This window comes from Bacillus sp. SW14 (assembly GCF_047608225.1).
Taxonomy (GTDB): domain Bacteria; phylum Bacillota; class Bacilli; order Bacillales; family Bacillaceae; genus Bacillus; species Bacillus subtilis_G.
In genome coordinates, this window is sequence record NZ_JBLKRW010000001.1 from 3,370,702 (window position 1) to 3,393,745 (window position 23,044).

Below are 23,044 nucleotides of genomic sequence, written 5' to 3' on the forward strand. Positions count from 1 at the left end.
AAATCTCTAGCGAGAAATTGATAAAGGCTTTTCACGTTTTCCTTTAATCGGTCCTCGTTTTGAGATGATAGAACAATAACGTATGAAGAATGCGTATTATTCCTGCTCAAGATGTTTGAATCAGCCACACTATATTCTTCCAAAATAACATGGGCATTGGCTCCCCCCGCTCCAAAAGAACTTATTCCAGCTATGCGTGGATATATTTTGGTTTCATTGTCTTGTGTTATGACAGGTTGCTTCCACTCGGTGAAATGTTTTTGTACATAAAAAGGCGTATTTTGTAAATCTATATTCGGATTAATTTTTTCTGCATGAAGAGCTGGAACTAACTGTTTATATTTCATTTGTAACAAAATTTTAGTTAGACCGGATATCCCAGCTGCAGCTTCCAAATGACCAATATTTGATTTTACCGAGCCGAGAGAACAATATTGTTTAAGCCCAGTATAAGAATTAAATGCCTGTGTTAAGCCGGTGATTTCAATTGGATCACCTAATGATGTCCCTGTCCCATGTGCCTCTATATAACTGATTTCCTGGGGATCTACATTAGATTTCTCTAGTGCCTGAGTAATAACATCTGCTTGAGCCTTTGGGTTTGGAACAGTATACCCATTTGTTCTACCACCATGATTAATCGCAGTCCCCTTTATTACTGCATAAATATGATCACCATCTGCAACTGCATCATGAAGTGGTTTTAACAAGATAGCGCCTACCCCTTCACCCGGCACATAGCCGTCTCCCTTTTCCCCAAAGCTGTGACATCTACCTGTTGGAGAAAGCATTCTTTTTTGGCATCTAAAGGCATATTCCATAGGATGAAGCAATAAATTTACTCCTCCAGCCACTGCAACTGAACTTTCTCCTTTACGTATACTTTCGCATGCTAAATGAATGGCAGTAAGTGACGATGAACATGCTGTATCAACAGGCATGCTTGGTCCATTGAAGTTAAAAATATATGACACACGATTTGCTAGTGACCATGGCAAGGAATGCGGAATACGATTATCTCCATTTCGCCAAGACTCTAGACCAATCAATTGATAAGAATTGGTGGTTACACCAACGAAAACACCTATATCTGCTTGGTCTTTGTGATCAACATATTTTCGAAGTTGATCCCGAGTATATCCTGCATCCTCTAGTGTAGACCATACAGTTTGTAGCCATATGCGCTCTTGGGGATCCATTCTTTCTGCTTCACGAGGCGAAATATTAAAAAGCAAGGGATCAAAAAAATCAACATTTTCAAGGAATCCACCCCACTTACAGTATATTTTTCCCTCATCTGCTTTATCAGGGTTAGGATCATAATAGTCTCGGTAGTCCCAACGACTAATAGGAATCTCAGTAATACAGTCTTTACCTGAAACAAGATTATTCCAAAATTCATCTAGGTTATTAGCTCCTGGATAACGTCCAGCTACACCTACAATTGCAATATCATCATTTTGATATCTCTTATTAATAGGTACTTTTGGCCTTTCATCATGCTCTGCTTTTTGTATTTGCGCTTCAGACGCCTTATCATTCTGAATCTCAGAATTAACTATTACCTGTTGTTCTTCAATATTTACTAAAGATTCTTCTATGTTTAAACCAAAGTGAGAAACGAGTAATTGCACATTATTTTGTACAAAATAATCAATCAAATCTTTCAAACATCGATACTCAAAAAACAGAGTTTTTGAAATGGAACCAAATTCACTTTCTAATCTTGCATTAAAATGGTGAATCATAATCGAGTCGATACCATATTCCTCAAAAGTTACTTCCAAGTCTATTTCTTCGACTGCTACACCCAATTCTTCCGCAATGATTGTCTTTAATAAATGTGAAGTTTTTTCATACAATAAATCTAAATCTACCTGTTCATGTTGTACTTGTTGTTCTTCTTGAACAAGTACTTTTTCTTGACCAAAATGTTTATCCAAAAAATATTGAACCTTATTTTTATCACCATAGCCTACTAAGCAATGAGTAGAAGTTGCTGCGTTAAATGTTAGATTATGAAAAAACTGAGTGCCCTGTTGTGCAGGGAGAGGGTTAAGACCTGTTTGCTCGAAAAATTGTTGATTTACAATCTTTGATAATTGAATTCCCCCTTCCTCCCATATTGGCCAACTAATTGACAGTGTTTTTCCTGAACGTTGCTGTTTTTGCCGTTGCATTTCTCGCCATTCTGTATAGTGATCCATAAAGCTGTTAGCATAAGCATAGTCACTTAAACCAACTTCCCCTACGACACTAACTATAGAAGAAAACATAACAAAAAAATCTAATGGCTCATCTTTTGTGTATGCATCGAGGTAAAAGGTACCCCAGACTTTTGGTGCAAGTACCTCTTCTATTTCATCAATAGTCTTATTCATAATTATTCCGCTTTTATGTAAACCAGCAGAATGTATAATACCTCGAATACAATTAAATTGTTTTTTGACTTGTTTTATTAACTTAATTACATCAGATTTATCCGAAACATCTGCCTGAATATAGGTAACATTAGTACAAAGTCTTCTTAATTTATCTATCTGTTGTTCCTTTACTTTATCTAAAGGAGAGCGCCCAGTCAGTACTAACGATACTTTTGATTGTTTGGTCAGATGCTCGGCAATGATTAATCCCAGCCCACCTAGACCTCCTGTAATGATATATGCTCCATCCTCGTGAAGTTGAATATGTGAGGTTCGTTGATTTTCAACTTCCACTTCTTCAAATCTTTTTATTAACCGCTTATTTTTTGTGTATTGAATATGATTGGCCGTATCCCCGGAAATGAATAATTCATTCCAAATAATTTGACTCCAATCTGCCAGTTCATATGAACTATCAATCTGTACATATTTACATGTATACGATGGATTTTCTTGTTGAATTGTTTTAATATAGCTGCTTAAAGCTTCATGCTGAGGCTGTGGATGAAAAGTATTCTTTGCTGACAAAGTCAGTAGTGTGATTTTATCTAGTTTGTAATTCATAAATGCTTGGGTCATGTAATATAATGGATAAAACCCCAGATAAAGTTGTTGGCGTAATATATTTTCTTCAGCAAAGGATGTAGTATAAGACGTATGATGAATAAATGCGGAAGGAATGAGCATCCTATGTTTTAGGTGATTAAATAATTGTGTGAAATCTTCTTGTTGCATTGGGTTTATTTCATATTTATTATTTCCTTTATCCACAAATTTAGTTCCTGGTTGAACAAGAATAATTTGTGCTTCTAAATTACTTTTTAGTTGTTCATCTAACGTATCAAACAATTTAGTCTGATCATCAAATAAGAGCAAGGTACCCTTAAACTTGTCAGGGGACATCTCAGCCCTTAAATCAGTTTCCTTCCATATTGTTTGATAATATGTCCTAACTGAATGCCCGTCATTTGGACTATCTTTTTTAATTGGTTGAGGAACAGATTTATTACCATTAGATGGCCAGAATGATCGACGTGTATAGTTATAGACAGGTAACGGTACTTTTTGGAAGTCCTCTTGTTCATAGAGTCTATTCCATTCTATGTTAACCCCTTTCTGCCAAAGTTGAAGAAATGTAGATTTCATATTCAGGTTAATCCCACAACTAACCGAATCATAGGTTCTATTATTATGGTTTGCCAGTACAATATTGTGCATATCTTCATTAACGTGAATGTTTGTTTCAGAAATTGCACTTAACAACCATTTAGAAGCATTACCAAATTCCGTAACCCTCTTATTTAATGCTTTAGCCAAAGGGTATTCACGATCTCTATTCAGATTACTTTGGCGTTCGTTTAGTGATTCGGCAATCTCTCTGTAATGTATATTTGAACCCATAAGAAATTGAAGAAACCTCTGTTTTGTTAACACTTCATCAATAGTTAAATGAAGTAATTCATAAAAAGCATCATGTTCAAATTGCTTTTTTTCTGATAAACCCCATTTAAGATTCAACTTATTTAAGGAACTCATGATGGTCATCAACAATAATCTTTTAATACCTTTTTCCTTAGATTTAACATGAAGTAATGAATCATCATATAAAAACAGGATAAGATCCAATCCCAATTCTTTTTTCGTATATTCATTCCATTCTTCAATGTATCTTTTGAAAGTAAACTGACTTGTTAAGAGTAGCCGAGCTTTTTCAATATATGTTGGTACATATTTAAGGTATAAGTTTTCATCTTCGAATAGCCTTGATCGCAGCTGTAGTAAATAATCCTCATTAAAATGCCATGGCAAAACAACTTTATTATCGACCAAATCATAAAAAGGCATTGTTGGCCGATAAAATGCCACCTTTTCTTCTCCCTTTTTACCACTTAATATATCCAAAACATCTTCTAATTTCAAAATATTGCTTATGGCCATACTAACCCATAAACCACTTTGCTTCGATGAAATCAAATCAGGTATAAAATCGATTTCCATCAACATTTGTACATATGCATAATATACTGCAAACGAATATTGTGAACGAACTTCATTTCTCCAATGTTTATTCCAGAATTCTTTGCTATCTACCAGTGATAAGACATGAGTCAAGTGTTTATTAAACCTATAGTTACCATTAATAAGTTTTTCAATCTCTTCTGAATACCCCGTTAAGTCGACTTCCCCTATGCATAAGTGCCATGGTTTATCTTCTACATTAGATATAGTCGCGTTTTTTAGCTGAGACATTAACTCATCCTTACTATTAATCTGAACCCCATATCGGTATGCAAAAGCCCCTCTCCCTGTTTGTAAAGTGGCACAAATATCTTTCAAATTATTGTTTTTAAATATATCTTCTTCAACAAATGATTGCCATTCTTCAATTTGCCCTTCCAAGCTTTTAGCCGTTTTAGCTGATAATATAAAGATTTCATCGTCTTTTTCTGTAACTTTAGTAATTGCATGATTTGTATATTCTTCAACAAGTACATGGGAATTGACCCCTGAAAAACCGAACGAACTCACTCCTGCCCGGAGGGGTAAGTGTCCTTGTGTAGGATGCCAATCAACTAGCTCATTGGCTAAACAAAATGGCGAAGATTCAAAATCAATAATCGGATTTATGTTATTGCAATTTAACGTAGGAGCTATTTTTCTATAACGCATCATCATTACCACTTTAATAAGCCCTGCTATTCCTGATGCAGACTCCAAATGTCCAATGTTTGTTTTTACTGACCCGACTTTACAATATTGCTTTCGATTCGTATATTCCTGGAACAATTGAATCAGTGCCTCCATCTCAATTGGGTCTCCCAAGTTAGTCCCTGTTCCATGTGCTTCGATATATGAGACGGTATCAGGACTGATTTTTGCATCTTCATATGCTCCCAATATTAGATCTTTCTGAGCCGCAACACTTGGAGCTGTAATTGATGCTGTTTTTCCTGAATGATTTACATTTGATCCTTTTAGAACTCCATATATATAATTACCTTGTGATTGCGCATTCTCTAAGCGTTGCAAAAGAAGAACCCCAACACCTTCACCCGGCACAAAACCATTAGCATCTTTATCAAACGTTTTACATTTTCCATCCGGACTTAACATTCTAGCCTTACTATAGGAAATGTATCTACCAGGATCTAATGCTACGTTAACTCCTCCTACTAGTGCATAATCACTGTCTCCTAACCTCAACGATCGCATTGCGTCATGCACAGCAACTAGAGAAGCAGCACAAGCTGAGTTTACTGGCATACTTGCCCCACTAAAATTGAATATGTGAGATATACGATTGGCCAATACAGATTCAAACGTCCCCAGGTTCATGTAACTGTCAATATCTGCTTCATTTTCGGTAATAATATGACGATATTCAGTATTTATGACACCTACAAACACCGAAGTAACTGCTTGTTGCAACAATTCTAGTGAAATTCCTGAGTCTTCTATGCAATGCCACGCTTCTTCCAATAATATTCTTTGTTGCGGATCCATATTCTTCGCTTCTCTTGGGGAAGTGTTAAAGAAATTATGATCGAACAAATCAATTCCCTTTAGCATGGCCATTTGACGAATATTCATCTTATTTGGAGTGTTTATATCATCCGAATAAAACTGGTCGTTATCCCATCTTTCCTGAGGGATATCCTTTACAGACTGAACCCCGTTCCGAATATTATTCCAAAACTGGTTATAGTTAATCGCATCAGGAAAACGACAAGCCATCCCTACTATTGCAATACCCCCTGTATATTTATGCATAAAGTTCACCCCCTCCATTACCTGTCTCGGTCAAGAGTTTAAACCGTTCATTCAGTATTTTCGCCGTATCTTCCATAATTTTTTCGGCTATAATGTCAACATTACGGTTTTTCCAATGTTCCAATGCAGTTCCTTTTACCCATCTGTTAAAATCTCCTAACGCTGGCCCCGTGTGTATTTGATAATCTACTCTATGGTCTGGATCACCATTTAAGGCGAGTTGTGAGGTATGATTGAAATACCATTTGAAAACCAGCGCCATTTTACTTTTGGGATTACGTTCTGCCTTGACAATTACCTCAGGACGCATCTTTTTCTTAGCTTCTTCGTATATACTTTCAAAACTTCTTTTAAAATATTTTTCTTGGATTTGTACCTTCGTATGTTCATCAATCTCCTCCAAAGATTGATGACTACGATACAAGTCATACAGTTTGTTTGCTCTTGCTGGAAAAAATAGCCCCTTTCTTAACACTTGAATACGTGCACCTATTTCAAACATATCACCTGCAGGTGCAGACGCCGTATCTTGAATATCCATGTTATTTAACATATCTTTTACTTCGTCACTCGTACCTGATTCTACCGTGCATTGGTTAATCGAACCTGTTACAATAAAGTCTACCCCTAGTATAAAGGCTGCAGCGGCGGCATCCGCTGTTCCAATTCCTCCAGCAGCCCCAACCCTTACTTTCTTTGTATATTGATACTTTTTCATCATTTCATCTCGCAAACGTAACATACCTGGTAGTAAAACAAATGCCACTCCATGGTCTGTATGCCCACCTGAATCCGCTTCCGCACAAATATCATCTGCCATCGGAACTTCCTTCAACATAGCAGCTTGTTGCTGTGTGATGACATTTTGCTGAAGTAATCTTTGTACAATTCTCTCTGGGGCAGGACTCAAAAATGCTTCAGCTACTTCTGGACGAGATACCTTAGCTAAAATCCTATTAGTTGATATTACTTTTCCATCTCTATCTCTAACTAATCCATGAGCTCTATATCTGACTAGTTGAGGTCCCATACTAATATAAGCTGCAGCTTCTACATTTTTAACATTATATTTAAGCAATAAATCCACGATATCTTGTTCTTTTTGAGGATTATCAGGTGTTGATAAAAGATTGATACCGTAAGCTTGTCCATTTTTTAATTCGTGTTTTATATATAAAATAGCATCTTCTATCTCAGACTTTTTCAACCCACCGGATCCGAAATATCCCATCAACCCTGTTTTACCCATACGGACCACTAATTCCTTAGATGCTACACCTCGGTACATTGATCCCGTAACATAAGCATACTTAATGTTGTAATCATTTTTAAAACTTTCACTTCCCAAGGAGGATGCGGTAATAATCGCTTGTTGTTTTTGTGGTTCTTTATCTAGCTTTGGTTTTGTTTTTTCTGGTATTATTAACGGCTTTGCTTCCTTCTTGATTCCCTTAACCATATTAGAAAGAACTTGACCTGGCCCTACCTCTTCAATCTCAATATTGCCATGTCCAAGAAGATATCGGATGCTGTCCGTCCACTTTACAGGATGATCAACTTGTTCAATTAAGTTTGTTTTGATTTCATTGGTACGATAGGGCTGAGCATGAATATTGGAAATGACGGGTATATTTAGATCGTCAAATTCAAAACCATCTAAATATACTAACAATTTTTCCTTTACTTTATTCATATATCTTGAATGAAAAGCACCGCTTACTTTTAAGGTAATATATATCCCGCCAGCATCTTCAAAAATGGGTTTTACTCGATCAATATCTTCAATTGGTCCAGCAATAACCGTTTGAGAAGGTGTGTTATAGTTAGCAATATCAATATTTTGTATATAGTTTTCTCGAAGTAGTTGCTCCACACGTTCCACGTTTAGTCCCACTATAGCAGCCATACCTCCTCCAGAGATTTGACTCATCAGTTCGCCTCTTTTTTTCACAAGTTTTAACCCTGTTTCAAAATCAAAAGCTCCGGCGGCTAATAAAGCGTTATATTCTCCTAAACTATGACCCGCAACAAAATCAGGTAGCTGCCCTGAATCATCAACTTTATTAAAATAATGAAAGGCATTTATAATGTAAAGAGCGGGTTGTGTATATTGAGTTTGCCCTAGTACATTTTGTGGATCCTCTAAACAAAGCTCTTCAATAGAATAACCTAATATTCGATCAGCTAATGCTACCTTGCCTTTAAACTGTTCAAACAAACCGGCACCCATGCCTTTTTTCTGCGCACCTTGACCAGGGAAAATAAACGCTTTCATCTCTTCCCCATCCTTTCTCGTATTATTTCATTTTCAAGATATTCCAAATTATATAATTCTCTTTTGAAAGGAGTCATAATACTATATGTATTTGAGTGTGAATGGCAATTAATATGATGTTTAGCAAAATTCGATAAGGTACCTGAAGGACCGACATCCAAATATAAATGGTCACACTTGTCTTCAAGAAAACGAATAGCCTCAGAAAATTTCATTGGTTGTCTAATGACGTCCCACAAATAATCAGTATTGATTTGTTCCATTTTTTCGCCATATAATCCGGAAATAAAATCAATCTGTGGTAATTGAATAGATTTATAGTCTAAGTAGTTTTTGAATTGTTGAGAAATAGGATCAATTGCTGATGAATGGAAGCCGAACAAAACTGGTAATCTACTGATATATATCCCTTTATTATGTAAATATCGCTCGATTTTATCAAGCTTTCTACTTTCACCAGAAATGACAAAATGAGAATCATAATTAATTGAAACTAGTTCACTATTTTGATTCACCTTAGGGTCTTCAAAAATACTGAAGGGACCTAGTACCGCCAGCATCTTGCCAGCAGGACACGTTCTTTCAACCGCATTAGCTTGTACGATAATTGATTCCAATGCTTCGTCGACGTTTAATATTCCCGCTATGGTAGCAGAGGAATATTCCCCCAAGCTAACGCCCAAAACACAGTCTGGCTTTATTCCTTTCTGTATCAACATTTGAGTTAATGAATATTCAACCATAAAAATCGCTGGATGGGTATAAATGAGACGATTGAACGAATCCATCATTCCCTTATTTTTTTGATATATTTTTTTAATAATAGATTCACCAATCAGCTTCTTAACCATCCCATCAAGCTCGATCATCACTTCACGAAAAGTATTATTGTGATTGAACAGTTGTTCGCCCATCTGGTAGTAGTGTGAACCTTGACCTGAGAACATAAAAACAACACGTTGTTCCATATTATTCCCCCTACTTAAACTCATACAATCCAGTTTGATACTTACGCATCCTAAACCTTACAAAATGTTCTTTCTTACTAATCTGAAAATAAAGATTGTATTCTAGGACTTCTTTAAACGTTAACCCGGTTTCTTTCCCATAAGAATGACCTGGACATCTAAAGGAACCATATTTCTCATCTTTTGGAAGCTATTAAACATGTCTACTGCTGATCCACCGTCAGTATTACATTTGCCACATCCTTCAATAAAAACTGTACCCCCCTGTTATAATATGATCTGATAACAAGAAACACATTCCTCCAGCAGTATGGCCAGGGGTTAATAGACACAAGACTGACTGAAATCATTTATCAATCTTGAATATTTCATCTTTATGTTCATGGAGCTGATTAGCAGTGTAGTTACGGGTTGTTTCTTCTGCTACAGTTCCTACTGGCACAAAAGTAACCTCTTACTCATAAGTGGTGTTGTTCTCAATTTTTTCTTCATTTCTGAAAATTCATTCTCAGTAATCTTGATGATCGCCCTTAAGTTTTTGTAATATTTAACTAGCGATAAACTTGGTGTTCTGGCAGTAATAATGAATATGAATTTATTCAATACTACCCTGTTCATGTGTAATTCTTTTCGCTTCGAACTCTTACCTGATTAGTTCTTTTGCTCTTCTAGCTATCCGGCAATGAAGACCTTATATCTGTATTTAGTTATCCATATAATCAATAACATGATTGATACATAAACTTCATGGCTACTTTTCTATATTCATCCATACTTCCATCTCATGTTTAATATGGACAATTAAAGATAGGACTAAAAAGCTAATACTATCTAGAGACCGTTGAAGTTATACCTAGGATTTGTAAATTGAATATTATATTATTTTATTAAAAACAAAGTTTTCAGTATATAATAAAAGTAATCCCAACAGAAATACTATATTTGATAACCAGCTTAAGTGGAATATTTACCATATTATACATTTTGTTGCCTGTTGCTGAAGTATTATCAATCTTCAATTATTAAACTATTAGATAGGCATGTGGCCATAAATTCCATAGTCTGATCATGAATCTCCTCACCTATATCTTTCTTATGTAAGAATAACAGAAAGAATGCACGCAAAGTCCCAACGATAACATGTGGTTCCTCCTGCACTAACCTACCACTTTCTTGCCACATTTCCACAAGAGGAATAAGTTGTTTCTCGTCTCGGTCAATATGATTTTGCATCTGATCAGGTGACAGTCTTCTGAAAAGATTATCATATTCACCACCAATAAATATCATCTGAATGAAAGGATTATTATCAATTAGGTCCAACGCTTTCATCAAGAACTTTTTAAAGGACGCACGAGTTATCTCGCCTCCCGTCATATTTTCATCTAATAGTATTTTTTTAACCTTAGCTTCTTCCTTATTTAATATATCAAAGAATAGGGCTTCTTTTGAATCGTAAAATTTATAAAAAGTACCTTGAGCAATCCCAGCTAACTTTGACAGTTCACTTATATTTGTCTTTTTAAAACCATGACGGATAAAATGCTCTTGTCCCTGCTTTAACAAAGCCTCTTGTATGACTTCTTTCTCATGATGGGTAAAACCTCTTGCCATATATTTTCCCTCCTCTACATTTGAGATAGCCTAATTTTCCACTAAAGACAGCCCCAATATATTTTATTTATATGAATATATAATTACTATCCTCATATATTCATAATACGTTTATCATACGCTATTGTCAACATACTTCCTTTTTTAATCAGCTCAAACACGGCTTATTACTCATAAAAAATTATAGAAATAATTTTAAGTTAAATAACTACTAATATTAAATTACTCCCTATTCCAAAAAATTACTTTTCAAGTTTTATAGAGGACAACGAAATGCATTTAAATATCAAAAAAAGACCAGGTTCTTGTAAAAAGTGTTCAGGAAAGAAGAGAAATCCTACCTTCAACAGCTTCCTCAAACACGTTACAAACTTCCGGATTGGAAATAAGCAAAGTTCAACTGAACTATCACATCCAAATTGATCGAATGTTATTATTCCATTCCATATGATTACGTCCAATCGCCTTTTGTACTACCGTCTGCATGATTTCGTCATAGGCGTTATCAATTAGCTTGTCGGTTAGTTCCTTTTCGATTTTCTTCCATTGTGGGTGTTCCTTCTTTCGGTAATATGTCCGACGGTCAACGTTTAGTTCTTTACAAATAGAAACAATTGTTTCGCCCTGGAATCGCCGTTGGTAAATCTCGGTTAGTTCTTCAATATCTTTGGGCGATAACTCGCGATAATCTTTAGCCATGTTTTAAACCTCCTTATTGTTTATGAATGCTTGAATTACGATAATTTCGTCCGCCGTATATCCTAAGTCGCGAACTAAATACCTTGATAGTTTTATTTGATTTCTAGCTGATAGCGAACGCTTTTCATTCTCCATAGCTGAAAGCATTGAGATATTTAAACCCGTTGCTTCCCTCATGTCCGTTAATGTTTGGTTTTTAATTGTTCTTAGAACCTTAATTGTTTTTCCTCGAATAACCACGTTGCTATCCATAGTTAACGCACCGTCAACTTGATTTGTTTTCATTCCAATACCTCCCGTTTATTAAATGTGTTACTTTGTGCAACTTAGAGTAAAAAAAGAGAATGACAAAAAACGAAGGAAGGTGTTAAAAACGCCCATTCTCTCAACCTCCGTTTTATATCCGTTCCAAAGAAACACAAAATGCCAATTTTAATCGGTCTAAACACTTCGCAGAAAAAAGTTATTAACCGTAGGAAAAGGTGATTTCTTTTCCTCACTCTATTAGCTTTGTAACGGGCTAAAATACAAGTGTAAGGAGAAAAAATTTTTATTAAATTTGTCTTAAATGTGAACGTTTATAACGTCCTTAGTTATAGTTGTGGTTTTATTAGAGATATTGTGACAAAAATTCTATTAGTTGATTTTCGTCTGATTCCCATATATAATTAAATCATTAAATGACTGAAAGGAATTGTCTTAATGCTAGTAAATACATACCTTAAATACTTAGAATCGGAAAATAAAAGCCACAATACAATAAGAGGACATAAGGCAACACTTAACGACTTCCTAGAAACCGTTGGAAGCGATATAAAGGCTTTAATTCCTCGCGATATAACAAAGTACCAAAAGAAATTAGTAGACGATGGAAGAACCGTAGGAACTATTAACACGCATGTTAAACGCCTAAAGGTGTTCTTTAAATGGTTAGAAGTTAATGGACACATGAAGGAAGATATTACGAAGCAAGTTAAAATGAAACGTGAAGTTAATACGTCCGTGAAGTGGTTATCTGGTGAACAAACTGATTTACTTTTACGTTCGGCTTATATAGAGTTCTTAGACCGTAAACGCCCGAAGCTAAGAGAATATACGGTAATAACGGCGCTACTTTATACGGGCTTACGTGTTGAGGAATTAACGAACCTAGAATCTAAGGACGTTGTTTTAAATAAACGCTTTATAAGAGTTCGGAACGGTAAAGACGGGGTATTCCGCGAAGTTCCTATTAACGATAGTCTATACAAGGATTTAAAAGCATATAAAGAAGGATACACGCCGAAGGGAAGCTATTTATTTGATACAAACCGAAGCGACAAAATGACAACCCGTGCCGTTAATCATTTATTAACAAAGTTCAACGGTGTATCTGATTCAAAAGGAAAGGTTACAATAGAAAAGCTACACGCCCACATGCTAAGACACACTTTCGCTAAGTCGCTAGTTAATAAAGGGGTTTCTATTGAGGAAGTCGCCGTTCTGCTTGGACATATGAGGAATGACGGAACTCCAAATACGTTAATGACCGCCCGTTATGTAAAATCAAGTCAAGAAAACCTATTAGATTCCGTCAACAAACTAGATTATTAGACATGAAAAAAGCCCCCGAATCCAATTAAGGAAACGGGGGTTTCTTCGTCTTTGAAAGGAGAAATAATACCATGTAAACACTCACATAAAGATATAACAAGAATAATTAAAAGTGTTAGCCCCCGCCGTTTCCATGTGGGGCATGGGGCTTGTGGCGAAGGCTTTTAAACACTTGACTATATAAAACGGGATAACCCGTCTTATTCTTTTATATTGTAAACAATAATTATTTAATATCTATTTTTGTATAAATTCAGTTACGAACGAAGTGAGTAACACGCCGAAGGCGTAATCTCTTTTGATTCTTTACAAAAGAATATACTTCGCCTTAAACCCTTATCGGCTTCGCCGAATCGCTAACGCGATTTGTTTTAACAACGATTAACTTTAACTTTGTAAGTTATCGTATGTTTCTATTATATAGGCATTGTATTGGGCTAAAATACAAGTGCTGAATTAAAAAAATTCTATGCACTTTCTTCAAAACGGCTAAACCCCTTGTTCCCCAACGGTTATAGCAATTGTTAAATCTTTGTGACAAAGGGTCGTAACATTTGTAGGAAATTACTTCCTTTCTTTAAATACCTCTTCAAAACAAGTGGTATTTGTGACTAATAACATTAGAAACATTTCATATCAGTTTTTCTAAAACGTCCCCTTAAAATTATCAATCATTTTTTATATTTTGTCCTCATCATATAAATTTTTATCAGGTGGAATTTCTCCTAAACGGGTATGTTCATTTAGAATTAAATATTGCTTTCCATCCCTTTCGATTATAGGGCTTCCCTTTTCCTCGGGTGTTAGCTTAATATAGGTTGAGGGGTGATATAGCATTTTTTTACAACTTAACTTATTTTCGTCGAACTCCCCGTTTTTATTTACTTGTTGTAGAATTTTCCCTGAATCATTTAATACAAGTTCAAAGTCATCCTCATAAACAAAATAAACTTTATCAACTTGAATAGCTTTTTCGTTAACAATGTAAAAATACTCTTTATGGAAAGCGATTGTTATCTGGAATTGTCCCGTACTGAAGTCTTTATAGAAAGTTAAGGTCATGTCCTCTTTCATTTCGATTCTTCTTTTGTCGAAAGTTAATCCTTTAGCCTTATTCAAGTTGTTAGGGATAAAACATAAATTACTTACTCGACAATTGAAACCGTTATTGTCTATATGGTCAACAACAAAGTTCTTTTTATTTGCTTCGTCTATTGCTTCTTTGCCATAATAGAATTCCATCACATATCTATGAAGGTATTTCTTTAGCTTGTTAGAATAGAGATAATCCCCTTTAACCGTCCAAATATAAGACTTTAAAATATTGAATAATTCTTCATTGTATTCAGTGTATGCTAGTTTGTTTGCTTTGGGTTTATTTATATAAATAGATTCACCACTTCGATAAACTTCACCTTTCATACTATGTAATCCTCCCTTGATAGGAACTATATTTCAATTAGTATTATTCACTTGGCAAGTTTACGATATTTGTTTAGCAAATAAAAAGAACACCCCATGAAAGTGTTCAAAAAAATACTATGTCCTGCCTTAATTGAATAATGATTGAATTTTTAATGCGACTTCTTTCGGTTTAACATCAATAGACGTTAACTTTTCTATATCTATCCACATTGGCAAATATGTTCCTCTATCTCTCTTTTCGTTGGTGTACTCTTCGCCTTGCCCAGTTCCAAATGTTCCTTCTACAATTTCGGATAAGTAAAAATATTGCGTTCCATTAAATTCAACTTTTGCTATGCACTCATTAACCTTTACTTCTACCCCCAATTCTTCAAAGGCTTCTCTTTTCGCACCTTCTTCTGGTGTTTCATCATCCTCTAATCCTCCACCAGGAAAAACATAATAAATAGAACCATCTCTAATTCTTTGAATTAGTCCAACCTTTTCTTTATCTACTATTACTACCGAACCTCTATCTCGCATTACGATAACCCCTTATGACTAAGTCTTATTGAAGAATTCTTCCACTTAATTCAAAAAGAAAAGACGAAAACCCTTGTTCAATATTCGCCACCATTAAACATTTTCTAAAAACTTTTGAACCTCTTTCGGGGATTTTAAAATGATAACTTCTTTATGTTCAGACAATTGTTCAAGTCTTTTTAAAATGACTGGTCTTTTAGTTTTTGGATAATTCCATATCCATTTAAAAAAGTCTAACTCAAATCTTTCCTCGCAGCCCTCTCCCATATCTGGTCTTGTTTTATTTCGATACTTTATAATTCTTTTGAAAGCACGGTAGGTACAAATTTTTCTATCAATATCAAGGAAAATTATTGTATCTGCTGAATTTAGTCTAATATCCATTGTCCCACCATAGTTTCCATCAATAATCCAATCTTCCTTTTTTACTAAGTCATTTTGAACTTTTCTTTGTTCTTCCTTTGGAACCCCTACCCAATTAGGTTTCCAAAATAAAGAATCTAGGTGATAAACATTTATATTTAGTTTTTCTCCTAATTGCCTAGCTAGTGTGGATTTTCCTGAACCCCCTGAACCAATAAGTACAACCTTTTTCATAAATCCCCCTTATAACAATCCTGATTCATTAGTGTAAGTGCACCAATTCACAAACTTTGTAATGTACTACTATCATTTTAACATAAAAAACCAATTTTCTAGGTCTTACTTGAAATATTTACGAACTGAAATTATTATTCTAATAATTCGTTTTATCAATCATGTCCTAGGTTCCTCGGCTTCCTCTTCCGTTTTCATATTGAATTGGAATTACATAGCCCTCTTAAGTTTTATAACTGAATAAGCTATTCCTAACACTTGTAAATCTTATTAAGTTTTCTTATGCTTATTTCATTTTTATCCTTGCTTTTTGTTTTTCTCTTAGGCAACATCTTGAAGGCTAGTCGAGGAAAACGGAAGGCATAAGAACGACTACCTTATAAGCTAGATAAAATAATTATCTGCTATAAGATATAGTCGCTTATACTTGGTCAACATCCGTCAGGAATTACTGAGGTTTCCGTAGTGTATCCCTATTAAACGAAAAGATTTCTCCTTAACAAGCCTACTGCAACAAGTAGCCCTAGCAGGTTCACACAGCCCCTAACCTTACGCTTTGGCTTTTCAGTTAGCTAATTCGACACCCTTTTATTGTGGGACTAGAAATGGATTCTATGTTAGTTGTGGCTTGTCCTACACCGTCCGTAAACGGTCTACCCTTCCTTCGTTCAGCACTTAGAGGTAGCTTTCACCCTTCGGACACAAAACGCAATAGGGAACGTTTAATTGTGTCCTAGCCCTTGTTATTGCGTCGGCAGGGCGAACCTTTCTAGGTTATATTATCGTCGTATTAGTCGGCAATCCACGACGGGAAAACCTGCATGGCTGCTAAAAAAGGCATTACTTAATAAGCCTTGCATATACTAATTTTTTCGTTAATATATGTAAGTAGCTAAGACGGTTATCCGTATTTAGTTGTAGCTAAGTTTGGTCACGCGTTGCACCGCGTGGCTTTTTCTTTTATCTTCTTTTCTTTAACACCTTCAAAGGTGAAAAATCCTTATGCCTTTCTCTAACATCATTTCCGAATAGGTTTACATAGGTCTTAACAATTTCCATGCTTGTATGTCCTAGAATGGTCTGCAATTCGAAGATATTAGCCCCTTGTTGGACACTTAACTTTGCAAACGTATGGCGGAATGTATGAGGACTACAACGAACGTCTTTTATTTTGGCTTTCACCCCGTATATGTCGATTCGTTGTTGTACTGACCTTCTTAACAAAGGTGTTCCGTCTATGGTTATAAATAAAGCGTCACTTTCGACTACTCCCCTAATGGAGATATACTTCTTTAATTGCTTCTTCATTTCGCTTTGAATAGGGACAAAGCGTTCTCTATACGTCTTAGCGTTCCTTATCCTCAATAGACTATCTTCCCATTGAATATCGGCAAGTGATAGCCCTACAAGTTCATTTACGCGTATTCCCGTTTCAAGGAAAACCATCATTATCGTATAGTCACGAACTCCCGTAAACGTCGTTAAATCGGGTTGATTGAACAACGTATTTAATTGTTCTTTTGAGAACGTAGGAATTACATGATTCCTATCTTTCAATAAAGTTATATTTTCCATTGGATTCTTAGGAATATGCTTCTTCTTGTAAAGAAAATTGAAGAACGAACGAAGCGGGTATTGATTGAAACAATCTTTATCCCTTTGTAGATACGCATATAACGAATAACATTCTCTTGGATATGTTCTTCCGTTACGTTATACGGCTTTAACTCCCTTGTATCTATTCCTTGTTCTTCTAATTGATTAAGAAACGCTTGAATTTCATTTTGATAATAACGGATAGTAAATGGTCTTAAATTACGTAAATCACAATCATCAATAAAGAGTTGCAACGCTTCTTTGAACGTTTCTGCATACGACTTCTCACTTTTTCGGACTACTGATAATTCACGTTCATTTAGATTGTTTTTACGTCTTGCCATAGCTTACCCCCTTCGTAACTATTCGCACGATTAACGCACACGATTAGAGACGATAGGAAAACACTATAAACTAACATATTTTAAACACAAAAAAACGCTTCCCCACAATGGAGAAACGTTGATTTGACGGTATATTCACGTTCAATTACCGATTATTAAACTTTGAAAATCGATACCGGTGGTCGGGGTCGAACCGACACTCCAGAAGGAACACGATTTTGAGTCGTGCGCGTCTGCCAATTCCGCCACACCGGCAAGTTTTACGTCGTATCTAACCGACGAATATAAATATATCACGGATCTTATTAAGTGTCAACGTATTTCAAAAAAGTTTTTTTGGAAAGATAATAAAAAAAAAGTGTTAAGAGACTTGGCTAAACATAATGGTAAAGTAGCTTTATGATCATGTATCAGAACTTCTGTTTATGATAAATCAAAGCAATAAAAAAATGATCCACTTGTGTAGATCATTAATATGATTAGTTATAATGATAAAACAAAAACACCAATTCGACTTATCATGTAAGTAAAATTGGTGCCGAGGGCCGGACTTGAACCGGCACGGTAGTCACCTACCGCAGGATTTTAAGTCCTGTGTGTCTGCCAATTCCACCACCCCGGCAAAAGAAAGGCGACACCCGGATTTGAACCGGGGATAAAGGTTTTGCAGACCTCTGCCTTACCACTTGGCTATGCCGCCGTAATTGGAGCGGAAGACGGGATTCGAACCCGCGACCCCCACCTTGGCAAGGTGGTGTTCTACCACTGAACTACTTCCGCATCTTAAGGGACTTAATACATGATATGCAATTGATATAAAAAAGTGATACTGGGCTAGCTGGATTCGAACCAACGCATGACGGAGTCAAAGTCCGTTGCCTTACCGCTTGGCTATAGCCCAATGATAATATGGGGCGATTGATGGGAATCGAACCCACGAGTGCCAGAGCCACAATCTGGTGCGTTAACCACTTCGCCACAACCGCCATAATCTCAAGATGTCATAAATTTGGCAGGGGCAGTAGGAATCGAACCCACACCGGAGGTTTTGGAGACCTCTGTTCTACCGTTAAACTATGCCCCTATAAAAATGGTGGAGGGGGGCAGATTCGAACTGCCGAACCCTGAGGGAGCGGATTTACAGTCCGCCGCGTTTAGCCACTTCGCTACCCCTCCACATTAAGTTTTGAAAAACAGTGCCGGCAAGAGGACTTGAACCCCCAACCTACTGATTACAAGTCAGTTGCTCTACCAATTGAGCTACACCGGCATAAGTGGCGGCTCGGGACGGAATCGAACCGCCGACACACGGATTTTCAGTCCGTTGCTCTACCAACTGAGCTACCGAGCCTTATTATTCAAATGGCGGTCCGGACGGGACTCGAACCCGCGACCTCCTGCGTGACAGGCAGGCATTCTAACCAACTGAACTACCGGACCATATTGAAATGAATTATTTTGGTTGCACCCTTCGGGCACTCCTTATTTCATTCATATAATTTGGTTGCGGGGGCAGGATTTGAACCTGCGACCTTCGGGTTATGAGCCCGACGAGCTACCGAACTGCTCCACCCCGCGATGATAATGGTGGAGGATGACGGGCTCGAACCGCCGACCCTCTGCTTGTAAGGCAGATGCTCTCCCAGCTGAGCTAATCCTCCATCATATAATGACCCGTACGGGATTCGAACCCGTGTTACCGCCGTGAAAGGGCGGTGTCTTAACCGCTTGACCAACGGGCCCAGACTTTTAATTATAATTATGTATAAGTATCAGTGGCGGAGAGCAAGGGATTCGAACCCTTGAGACGGAGTTGACCGCCTACACGATTTCCAATCGTGCTCCTTCGACCACTCGGACAGCTCTCCAATGATGGCTCCGCAGGTAGGATTCGAACCTACGACCGATCGGTTAACAGCCGATAGCTCTACCACTGAGCTACTGCGGAATAAATCTGCCTGGCGATGTCCTACTCTCACAGGGGGAACCCCCCGACTACCATCGGCGCTGAAGAGCTTAACTTCCGTGTTCGGCATGGGAACGGGTGTGACCTCTTCGCCATCATCACCAGACAATTTCAGTGACATTTAACATTATACTATGTATTCTTAAGAAAATCAAGTGTTTTTTTGAAAAAACTTGTTCTCTCAAAACTAGATAACAGATGTGACACATTCAAAGTGTGGTTAAGTCCTCGATCGATTAGTATCTGTCAGCTCCATGTGTCGCCACACTTCCACCTCAGACCTATCAACCTGATCATCTTTCAGGGATCTTACTTCCTTGCGGAATGGGAAATCTCATCTTGAGGGGGGCTTCATGCTTAGATGCTTTCAGCACTTATCCCGTCCGCACATAGCTACCCAGCGATGCCCTTGGCAGAACAACTGGTACACCAGCGGTGCGTCCATCCCGGTCCTCTCGTACTAAGGACAGCTCCTCTCAAATTTCCTGCGCCCGCGACGGATAGGGACCGAACTGTCTCACGACGTTCTGAACCCAGCTCGCGTACCGCTTTAATGGGCGAACAGCCCAACCCTTGGGACCGACTACAGCCCCAGGATGCGATGAGCCGACATCGAGGTGCCAAACCTCCCCGTCGATGTGGACTCTTGGGGGAGATAAGCCTGTTATCCCCGGGGTAGCTTTTATCCGTTGAGCGATGGCCCTTCCATGCGGAACCACCGGATCACTAAGCCCGACTTTCGTCCCTGCTCGACTTGTAGGTCTCGCAGTCAAGCTCCCTTGTGCCTTTACACTCTGCGAATGATTTCCAACCATTCTGAGGGAACCTTTGGGCGCCTCCGTTACCTTTTAGGAGGCGACCGCCCCAGTCAAACTGCCCACCTGACACTGTCTCCCCGCCCGATAAGGGCGGCGGGTTAGAAGGTCAATACAGCCAGGGTAGTATCCCACCGATGCCTCCACCGAAGCTAGCGCTCCGGTTTCCAAGGCTCCTACCTATCCTGTACAAGCTGTACCAACATTCAATATCAGGCTGCAGTAAAGCTCCACGGGGTCTTTCCGTCCTGTCGCGGGTAACCTGCATCTTCACAGGTACTATAATTTCACCGAGTCTCTCGTTGAGACAGTGCCCAGATCGTTGCGCCTTTCGTGCGGGTCGGAACTTACCCGACAAGGAATTTCGCTACCTTAGGACCGTTATAGTTACGGCCGCCGTTTACTGGGGCTTCAATTCGCACCTTCGCTTACGCTAAGCGCTCCTCTTAACCTTCCAGCACCGGGCAGGCGTCAGCCCCTATACTTCGCCTTACGGCTTCGCAGAGACCTGTGTTTTTGCTAAACAGTCGCCTGGGCCTATTCACTGCGGCTCTCTCGGGCTTGCACCCTAACAGAGCACCCCTTCTCCCGAAGTTACGGGGTCATTTTGCCGAGTTCCTTAACGAGAGTTCTCTCGATCACCTTAGGATTCTCTCCTCGCCTACCTGTGTCGGTTTGCGGTACGGGCACCTCTCACCTCGCTAGAGGCTTTTCTTGGCAGTGTGGAATCAGGAACTTCGCTACTATATTTCGCTCGCCATCACAGCTCAGCCTTATGGGAAACGGATTTGCCTATTTCCCAGCCTAACTGCTTGGACGCGGATATCCAATACCGCGCTTACCCTATCCTCCTGCGTCCCCCCATTACTCAAATGGTGAGGAGGTGGTACAGGAATATCAACCTGTTGTCCATCGCCTACGCCTTTCGGCCTCGGCTTAGGTCCCGACTAACCCTGAGCGGACGAGCCTTCCTCAGGAAACCTTAGGCATTCGGTGGAGGGGATTCTCACCCCTCTTTCGCTACTCATACCGGCATTCTCACTTCTAAGCGCTCCACCAGTCCTTCCGGTCTGGCTTCACAGCCCTTAGAACGCTCTCCTACCACTGTTCGAAGAACAGTCCGCAGCTTCGGTGATACGTTTAGCCCCGGTACATTTTCGGCGCAGAGTCACTCGACCAGTGAGCTATTACGCACTCTTTAAATGGTGGCTGCTTCTAAGCCAACATCCTGGTTGTCTAAGCAACTCCACATCCTTTTCCACTTAACGTATACTTTGGGACCTTAGCTGGCGGTCTGGGCTGTTTCCCTTTCGACTACGGATCTTATCACTCGCAGTCTGACTCCCAAGGATAAGTCATTGGCATTCGGAGTTTGACTGAATTCGGTAACCCGGTAGGGGCCCCTAGTCCAATCAGTGCTCTACCTCCAAGACTCTTACCTTGAGGCTAGCCCTAAAGCTATTTCGGAGAGAACCAGCTATCTCCAGGTTCGATTGGCATTTCACCCCTACCCACACCTCATCCCCGCACTTTTCAACGTGCGTGGGTTCGGGCCTCCATTCAGTGTTACCTGAACTTCACCCTGGACATGGGTAGATCACCTGGTTTCGGGTCTACGACCACGTACTCATGCGCCCTATTCAGACTCGCTTTCGCTGCGGCTCCGCATCTTCTGCTTAACCTTGCACGGGATCGTAACTCGCCGGTTCATTCTACAAAAGGCACGCCATCACCCGTTAACGGGCTCTGACTACTTGTAGGCACACGGTTTCAGGATCTGTTTCACTCCCCTTCCGGGGTGCTTTTCACCTTTCCCTCACGGTACTGGTTCACTATCGGTCACTAGGGAGTATTTAGCCTTGGGAGATGGTCCTCCCGGATTCCGACGGAATTTCACGTGTTCCGCCGTACTCAGGATCCACTCAGGAGAGAACGAAGTTTTGACTACAGGGCTGTTACCTTCTATGGCGGGCCTTTCCAGACCTCTTCATCTACCTCGTTCTTTTGTAACTCCGTACAGAGTGTCCTACAACCCCAAGAGGCAAGCCTCTTGGTTTGGGCTAATCCCGTTTCGCTCGCCGCTACTCAGGGAATCGCATTTGCTTTCTCTTCCTCCGGGTACTTAGATGTTTCAGTTCCCCGGGTCTGCCTTCTCATATCCTATGAATTCAGATATGGATACCACTCCATTACGAGTGGTGGGTTTCCCCATTCGGAAATCTCCGGATCAAAGCTTGCTTACAGCTCCCCGAAGCATATCGGTGTTCGTCCCGTCCTTCATCGGCTCCTAGTGCCAAGGCATCCACCGTGCGCCCTTTCTAACTTAACCGTTAAAAAGAATCACTATGTGATATCTTGTATTACTAATTGAATGTGATGTCTACTGTTATCTAGTTTTCAAAGAACAACGTATAGGACATGCTAACACATGCGTTC

General features: G+C 38.7%; 9 protein-coding genes, 16 tRNA genes, 2 rRNA genes and 3 pseudogenes. 1 reads left to right on the forward strand and 29 read right to left on the reverse strand.

Translation table 11 applies throughout. From position 1 onward, the window contains the following. Positions 1-5: 5 nt before the first annotated feature. The 7 genes and pseudogenes from ACMX2I_RS17180 to ACMX2I_RS17210 form a co-directional block, all read right to left on the reverse strand. Positions 6-1,634 (reverse strand): annotated as a pseudogene (locus ACMX2I_RS17180) (type I polyketide synthase); the annotation flags it as partial. Positions 1,635-1,661: 27 nt separating this feature from the next. After that, positions 1,662-6,212, reverse strand: a pseudogene (locus tag ACMX2I_RS17185) (SDR family NAD(P)-dependent oxidoreductase); the annotation flags it as partial. Next, the gene (fabD, locus tag ACMX2I_RS17190; protein WP_268399756.1) at positions 6,187-8,469 is read right to left on the reverse strand and encodes an ACP S-malonyltransferase; all 2,283 of its coding nucleotides are present in this window, start codon (positions 8,467-8,469) and stop codon (positions 6,187-6,189) included. The pseudogene ACMX2I_RS17185 and the gene fabD, both read right to left, overlap by 26 nt. Further along, positions 8,466-9,437, reverse strand: a complete 972-nt coding sequence (locus tag ACMX2I_RS17195; RefSeq protein WP_414957634.1) for an acyltransferase domain-containing protein — start codon at positions 9,435-9,437, stop codon at positions 8,466-8,468. Before ACMX2I_RS17195 ends, fabD begins: the two co-directional genes overlap by 4 nt. Positions 9,438-10,445: 1,008 nt before the next feature. Then, positions 10,446-11,051 (reverse strand): TetR/AcrR family transcriptional regulator, encoded by a 606-nt coding sequence (locus ACMX2I_RS17200; RefSeq protein ID WP_394716887.1) that lies wholly within the window; start codon positions 11,049-11,051, stop codon positions 10,446-10,448. Positions 11,052-11,459: 408 nt separating this feature from the next. Then, the gene (locus ACMX2I_RS17205; RefSeq protein WP_414957636.1) at positions 11,460-11,750 is read right to left on the reverse strand and encodes a hypothetical protein; all 291 of its coding nucleotides are present in this window, start codon (positions 11,748-11,750) and stop codon (positions 11,460-11,462) included. Positions 11,751-11,753: 3 nt separating this feature from the next. Beyond that, positions 11,754-12,035 (reverse strand): helix-turn-helix domain-containing protein, encoded by a 282-nt coding sequence (locus tag ACMX2I_RS17210; RefSeq protein ID WP_394716884.1) that lies wholly within the window; start codon positions 12,033-12,035, stop codon positions 11,754-11,756. A gap of 417 nt (positions 12,036-12,452) precedes the next feature. Between ACMX2I_RS17210 and ACMX2I_RS17215 the strand changes: the two genes are divergently transcribed. Beyond that, positions 12,453-13,343: a tyrosine-type recombinase/integrase gene (locus ACMX2I_RS17215; RefSeq protein WP_414957638.1), complete on the forward strand. Its 891-nt coding sequence runs from the start codon at positions 12,453-12,455 to the stop codon at positions 13,341-13,343. A 678-nt stretch (positions 13,344-14,021) separates the two neighbouring features. Here ACMX2I_RS17215 and ACMX2I_RS17220 read toward each other — a convergent pair. From ACMX2I_RS17220 to ACMX2I_RS17325, 22 genes and pseudogenes are all read right to left on the reverse strand, one after another. Then, positions 14,022-14,765, reverse strand: a complete 744-nt coding sequence (locus tag ACMX2I_RS17220) for an HNH endonuclease (RefSeq protein WP_414957640.1) — start codon at positions 14,763-14,765, stop codon at positions 14,022-14,024. 129 nt (positions 14,766-14,894) lie between these two features. Further along, the gene (locus tag ACMX2I_RS17225) at positions 14,895-15,290 is read right to left on the reverse strand and encodes an NUDIX hydrolase (protein ID WP_414957642.1); all 396 of its coding nucleotides are present in this window, start codon (positions 15,288-15,290) and stop codon (positions 14,895-14,897) included. 93 nt (positions 15,291-15,383) lie between these two features. After that, on the reverse strand, positions 15,384-15,887 hold the full coding sequence (locus tag ACMX2I_RS17230; RefSeq protein WP_394716881.1) for a DNA topology modulation protein: 504 nt from the start codon (positions 15,885-15,887) through the stop codon (positions 15,384-15,386). A gap of 960 nt (positions 15,888-16,847) precedes the next feature. Continuing rightward, positions 16,848-17,827 (reverse strand): annotated as a pseudogene (locus ACMX2I_RS17235) (tyrosine-type recombinase/integrase). A gap of 173 nt (positions 17,828-18,000) precedes the next feature. After that, a tRNA-Leu gene (locus ACMX2I_RS17240) sits at positions 18,001-18,082 on the reverse strand. 278 nt (positions 18,083-18,360) lie between these two features. After that, positions 18,361-18,449, reverse strand: a tRNA-Leu gene (locus ACMX2I_RS17245). Positions 18,450-18,456: 7 nt separating this feature from the next. Beyond that, a tRNA-Cys gene (locus tag ACMX2I_RS17250) sits at positions 18,457-18,527 on the reverse strand. A 5-nt stretch (positions 18,528-18,532) separates the two neighbouring features. After that, positions 18,533-18,607, reverse strand: a tRNA-Gly gene (locus ACMX2I_RS17255). A gap of 49 nt (positions 18,608-18,656) precedes the next feature. After that, positions 18,657-18,728, reverse strand: a tRNA-Gln gene (locus ACMX2I_RS17260). A 9-nt stretch (positions 18,729-18,737) separates the two neighbouring features. Beyond that, positions 18,738-18,813: transfer RNA gene (locus ACMX2I_RS17265), tRNA-His, on the reverse strand. Between the two features lie 24 nt (positions 18,814-18,837). Beyond that, positions 18,838-18,911 (reverse strand) — tRNA-Trp (locus ACMX2I_RS17270). Between the two features lie 7 nt (positions 18,912-18,918). After that, positions 18,919-19,003: transfer RNA gene (locus tag ACMX2I_RS17275), tRNA-Tyr, on the reverse strand. A gap of 21 nt (positions 19,004-19,024) precedes the next feature. Further along, positions 19,025-19,097, reverse strand: a tRNA-Thr gene (locus tag ACMX2I_RS17280). A gap of 5 nt (positions 19,098-19,102) precedes the next feature. Continuing rightward, positions 19,103-19,178 (reverse strand) — tRNA-Phe (locus tag ACMX2I_RS17285). A gap of 12 nt (positions 19,179-19,190) precedes the next feature. Then, positions 19,191-19,267 (reverse strand) — tRNA-Asp (locus tag ACMX2I_RS17290). A 61-nt stretch (positions 19,268-19,328) separates the two neighbouring features. Then, positions 19,329-19,405: transfer RNA gene (locus ACMX2I_RS17295), tRNA-Met, on the reverse strand. A gap of 7 nt (positions 19,406-19,412) precedes the next feature. Next, positions 19,413-19,488 (reverse strand) — tRNA-Val (locus tag ACMX2I_RS17300). A gap of 9 nt (positions 19,489-19,497) precedes the next feature. Then, positions 19,498-19,569: transfer RNA gene (locus ACMX2I_RS17305), tRNA-Glu, on the reverse strand. 34 nt (positions 19,570-19,603) lie between these two features. Then, a tRNA-Ser gene (locus ACMX2I_RS17310) sits at positions 19,604-19,695 on the reverse strand. A gap of 5 nt (positions 19,696-19,700) precedes the next feature. Continuing rightward, positions 19,701-19,775: transfer RNA gene (locus tag ACMX2I_RS17315), tRNA-Asn, on the reverse strand. An 8-nt stretch (positions 19,776-19,783) separates the two neighbouring features. Continuing rightward, positions 19,784-19,899 (reverse strand): 5S ribosomal RNA (rrf, locus tag ACMX2I_RS17320). Between the two features lie 110 nt (positions 19,900-20,009). Then, positions 20,010-22,937 (reverse strand): 23S ribosomal RNA (locus tag ACMX2I_RS17325). Positions 22,938-23,044 lie beyond the last annotated feature (107 nt).

What these genes read in the sequence shown, in the direction of transcription:
- fabD (WP_268399756.1), bottom strand. Translation starts at nt 8,469, where the DNA reads ATGAAAGCGTTTATTTTCCCTGGTCAAGGTGCGCAGAAAAAAGGCATG.
- ACMX2I_RS17195 (WP_414957634.1), bottom strand. Translation starts at nt 9,437, where the DNA reads ATGGAACAACGTGTTGTTTTTATGTTCTCAGGTCAAGGTTCACACTAC.
- ACMX2I_RS17200 (WP_394716887.1), bottom strand. Translation starts at nt 11,051, where the DNA reads ATGGCAAGAGGTTTTACCCATCATGAGAAAGAAGTCATACAAGAGGCT.
- ACMX2I_RS17205 (WP_414957636.1), bottom strand. Translation starts at nt 11,750, where the DNA reads ATGGCTAAAGATTATCGCGAGTTATCGCCCAAAGATATTGAAGAACTA.
- ACMX2I_RS17210 (WP_394716884.1), bottom strand. Translation starts at nt 12,035, where the DNA reads ATGAAAACAAATCAAGTTGACGGTGCGTTAACTATGGATAGCAACGTG.
- ACMX2I_RS17215 (WP_414957638.1), top strand. Translation starts at nt 12,453, where the DNA reads ATGCTAGTAAATACATACCTTAAATACTTAGAATCGGAAAATAAAAGC.
- ACMX2I_RS17220 (WP_414957640.1), bottom strand. Translation starts at nt 14,765, where the DNA reads ATGAAAGGTGAAGTTTATCGAAGTGGTGAATCTATTTATATAAATAAA.
- ACMX2I_RS17225 (WP_414957642.1), bottom strand. Translation starts at nt 15,290, where the DNA reads ATGCGAGATAGAGGTTCGGTAGTAATAGTAGATAAAGAAAAGGTTGGA.
- ACMX2I_RS17230 (WP_394716881.1), bottom strand. Translation starts at nt 15,887, where the DNA reads ATGAAAAAGGTTGTACTTATTGGTTCAGGGGGTTCAGGAAAATCCACA.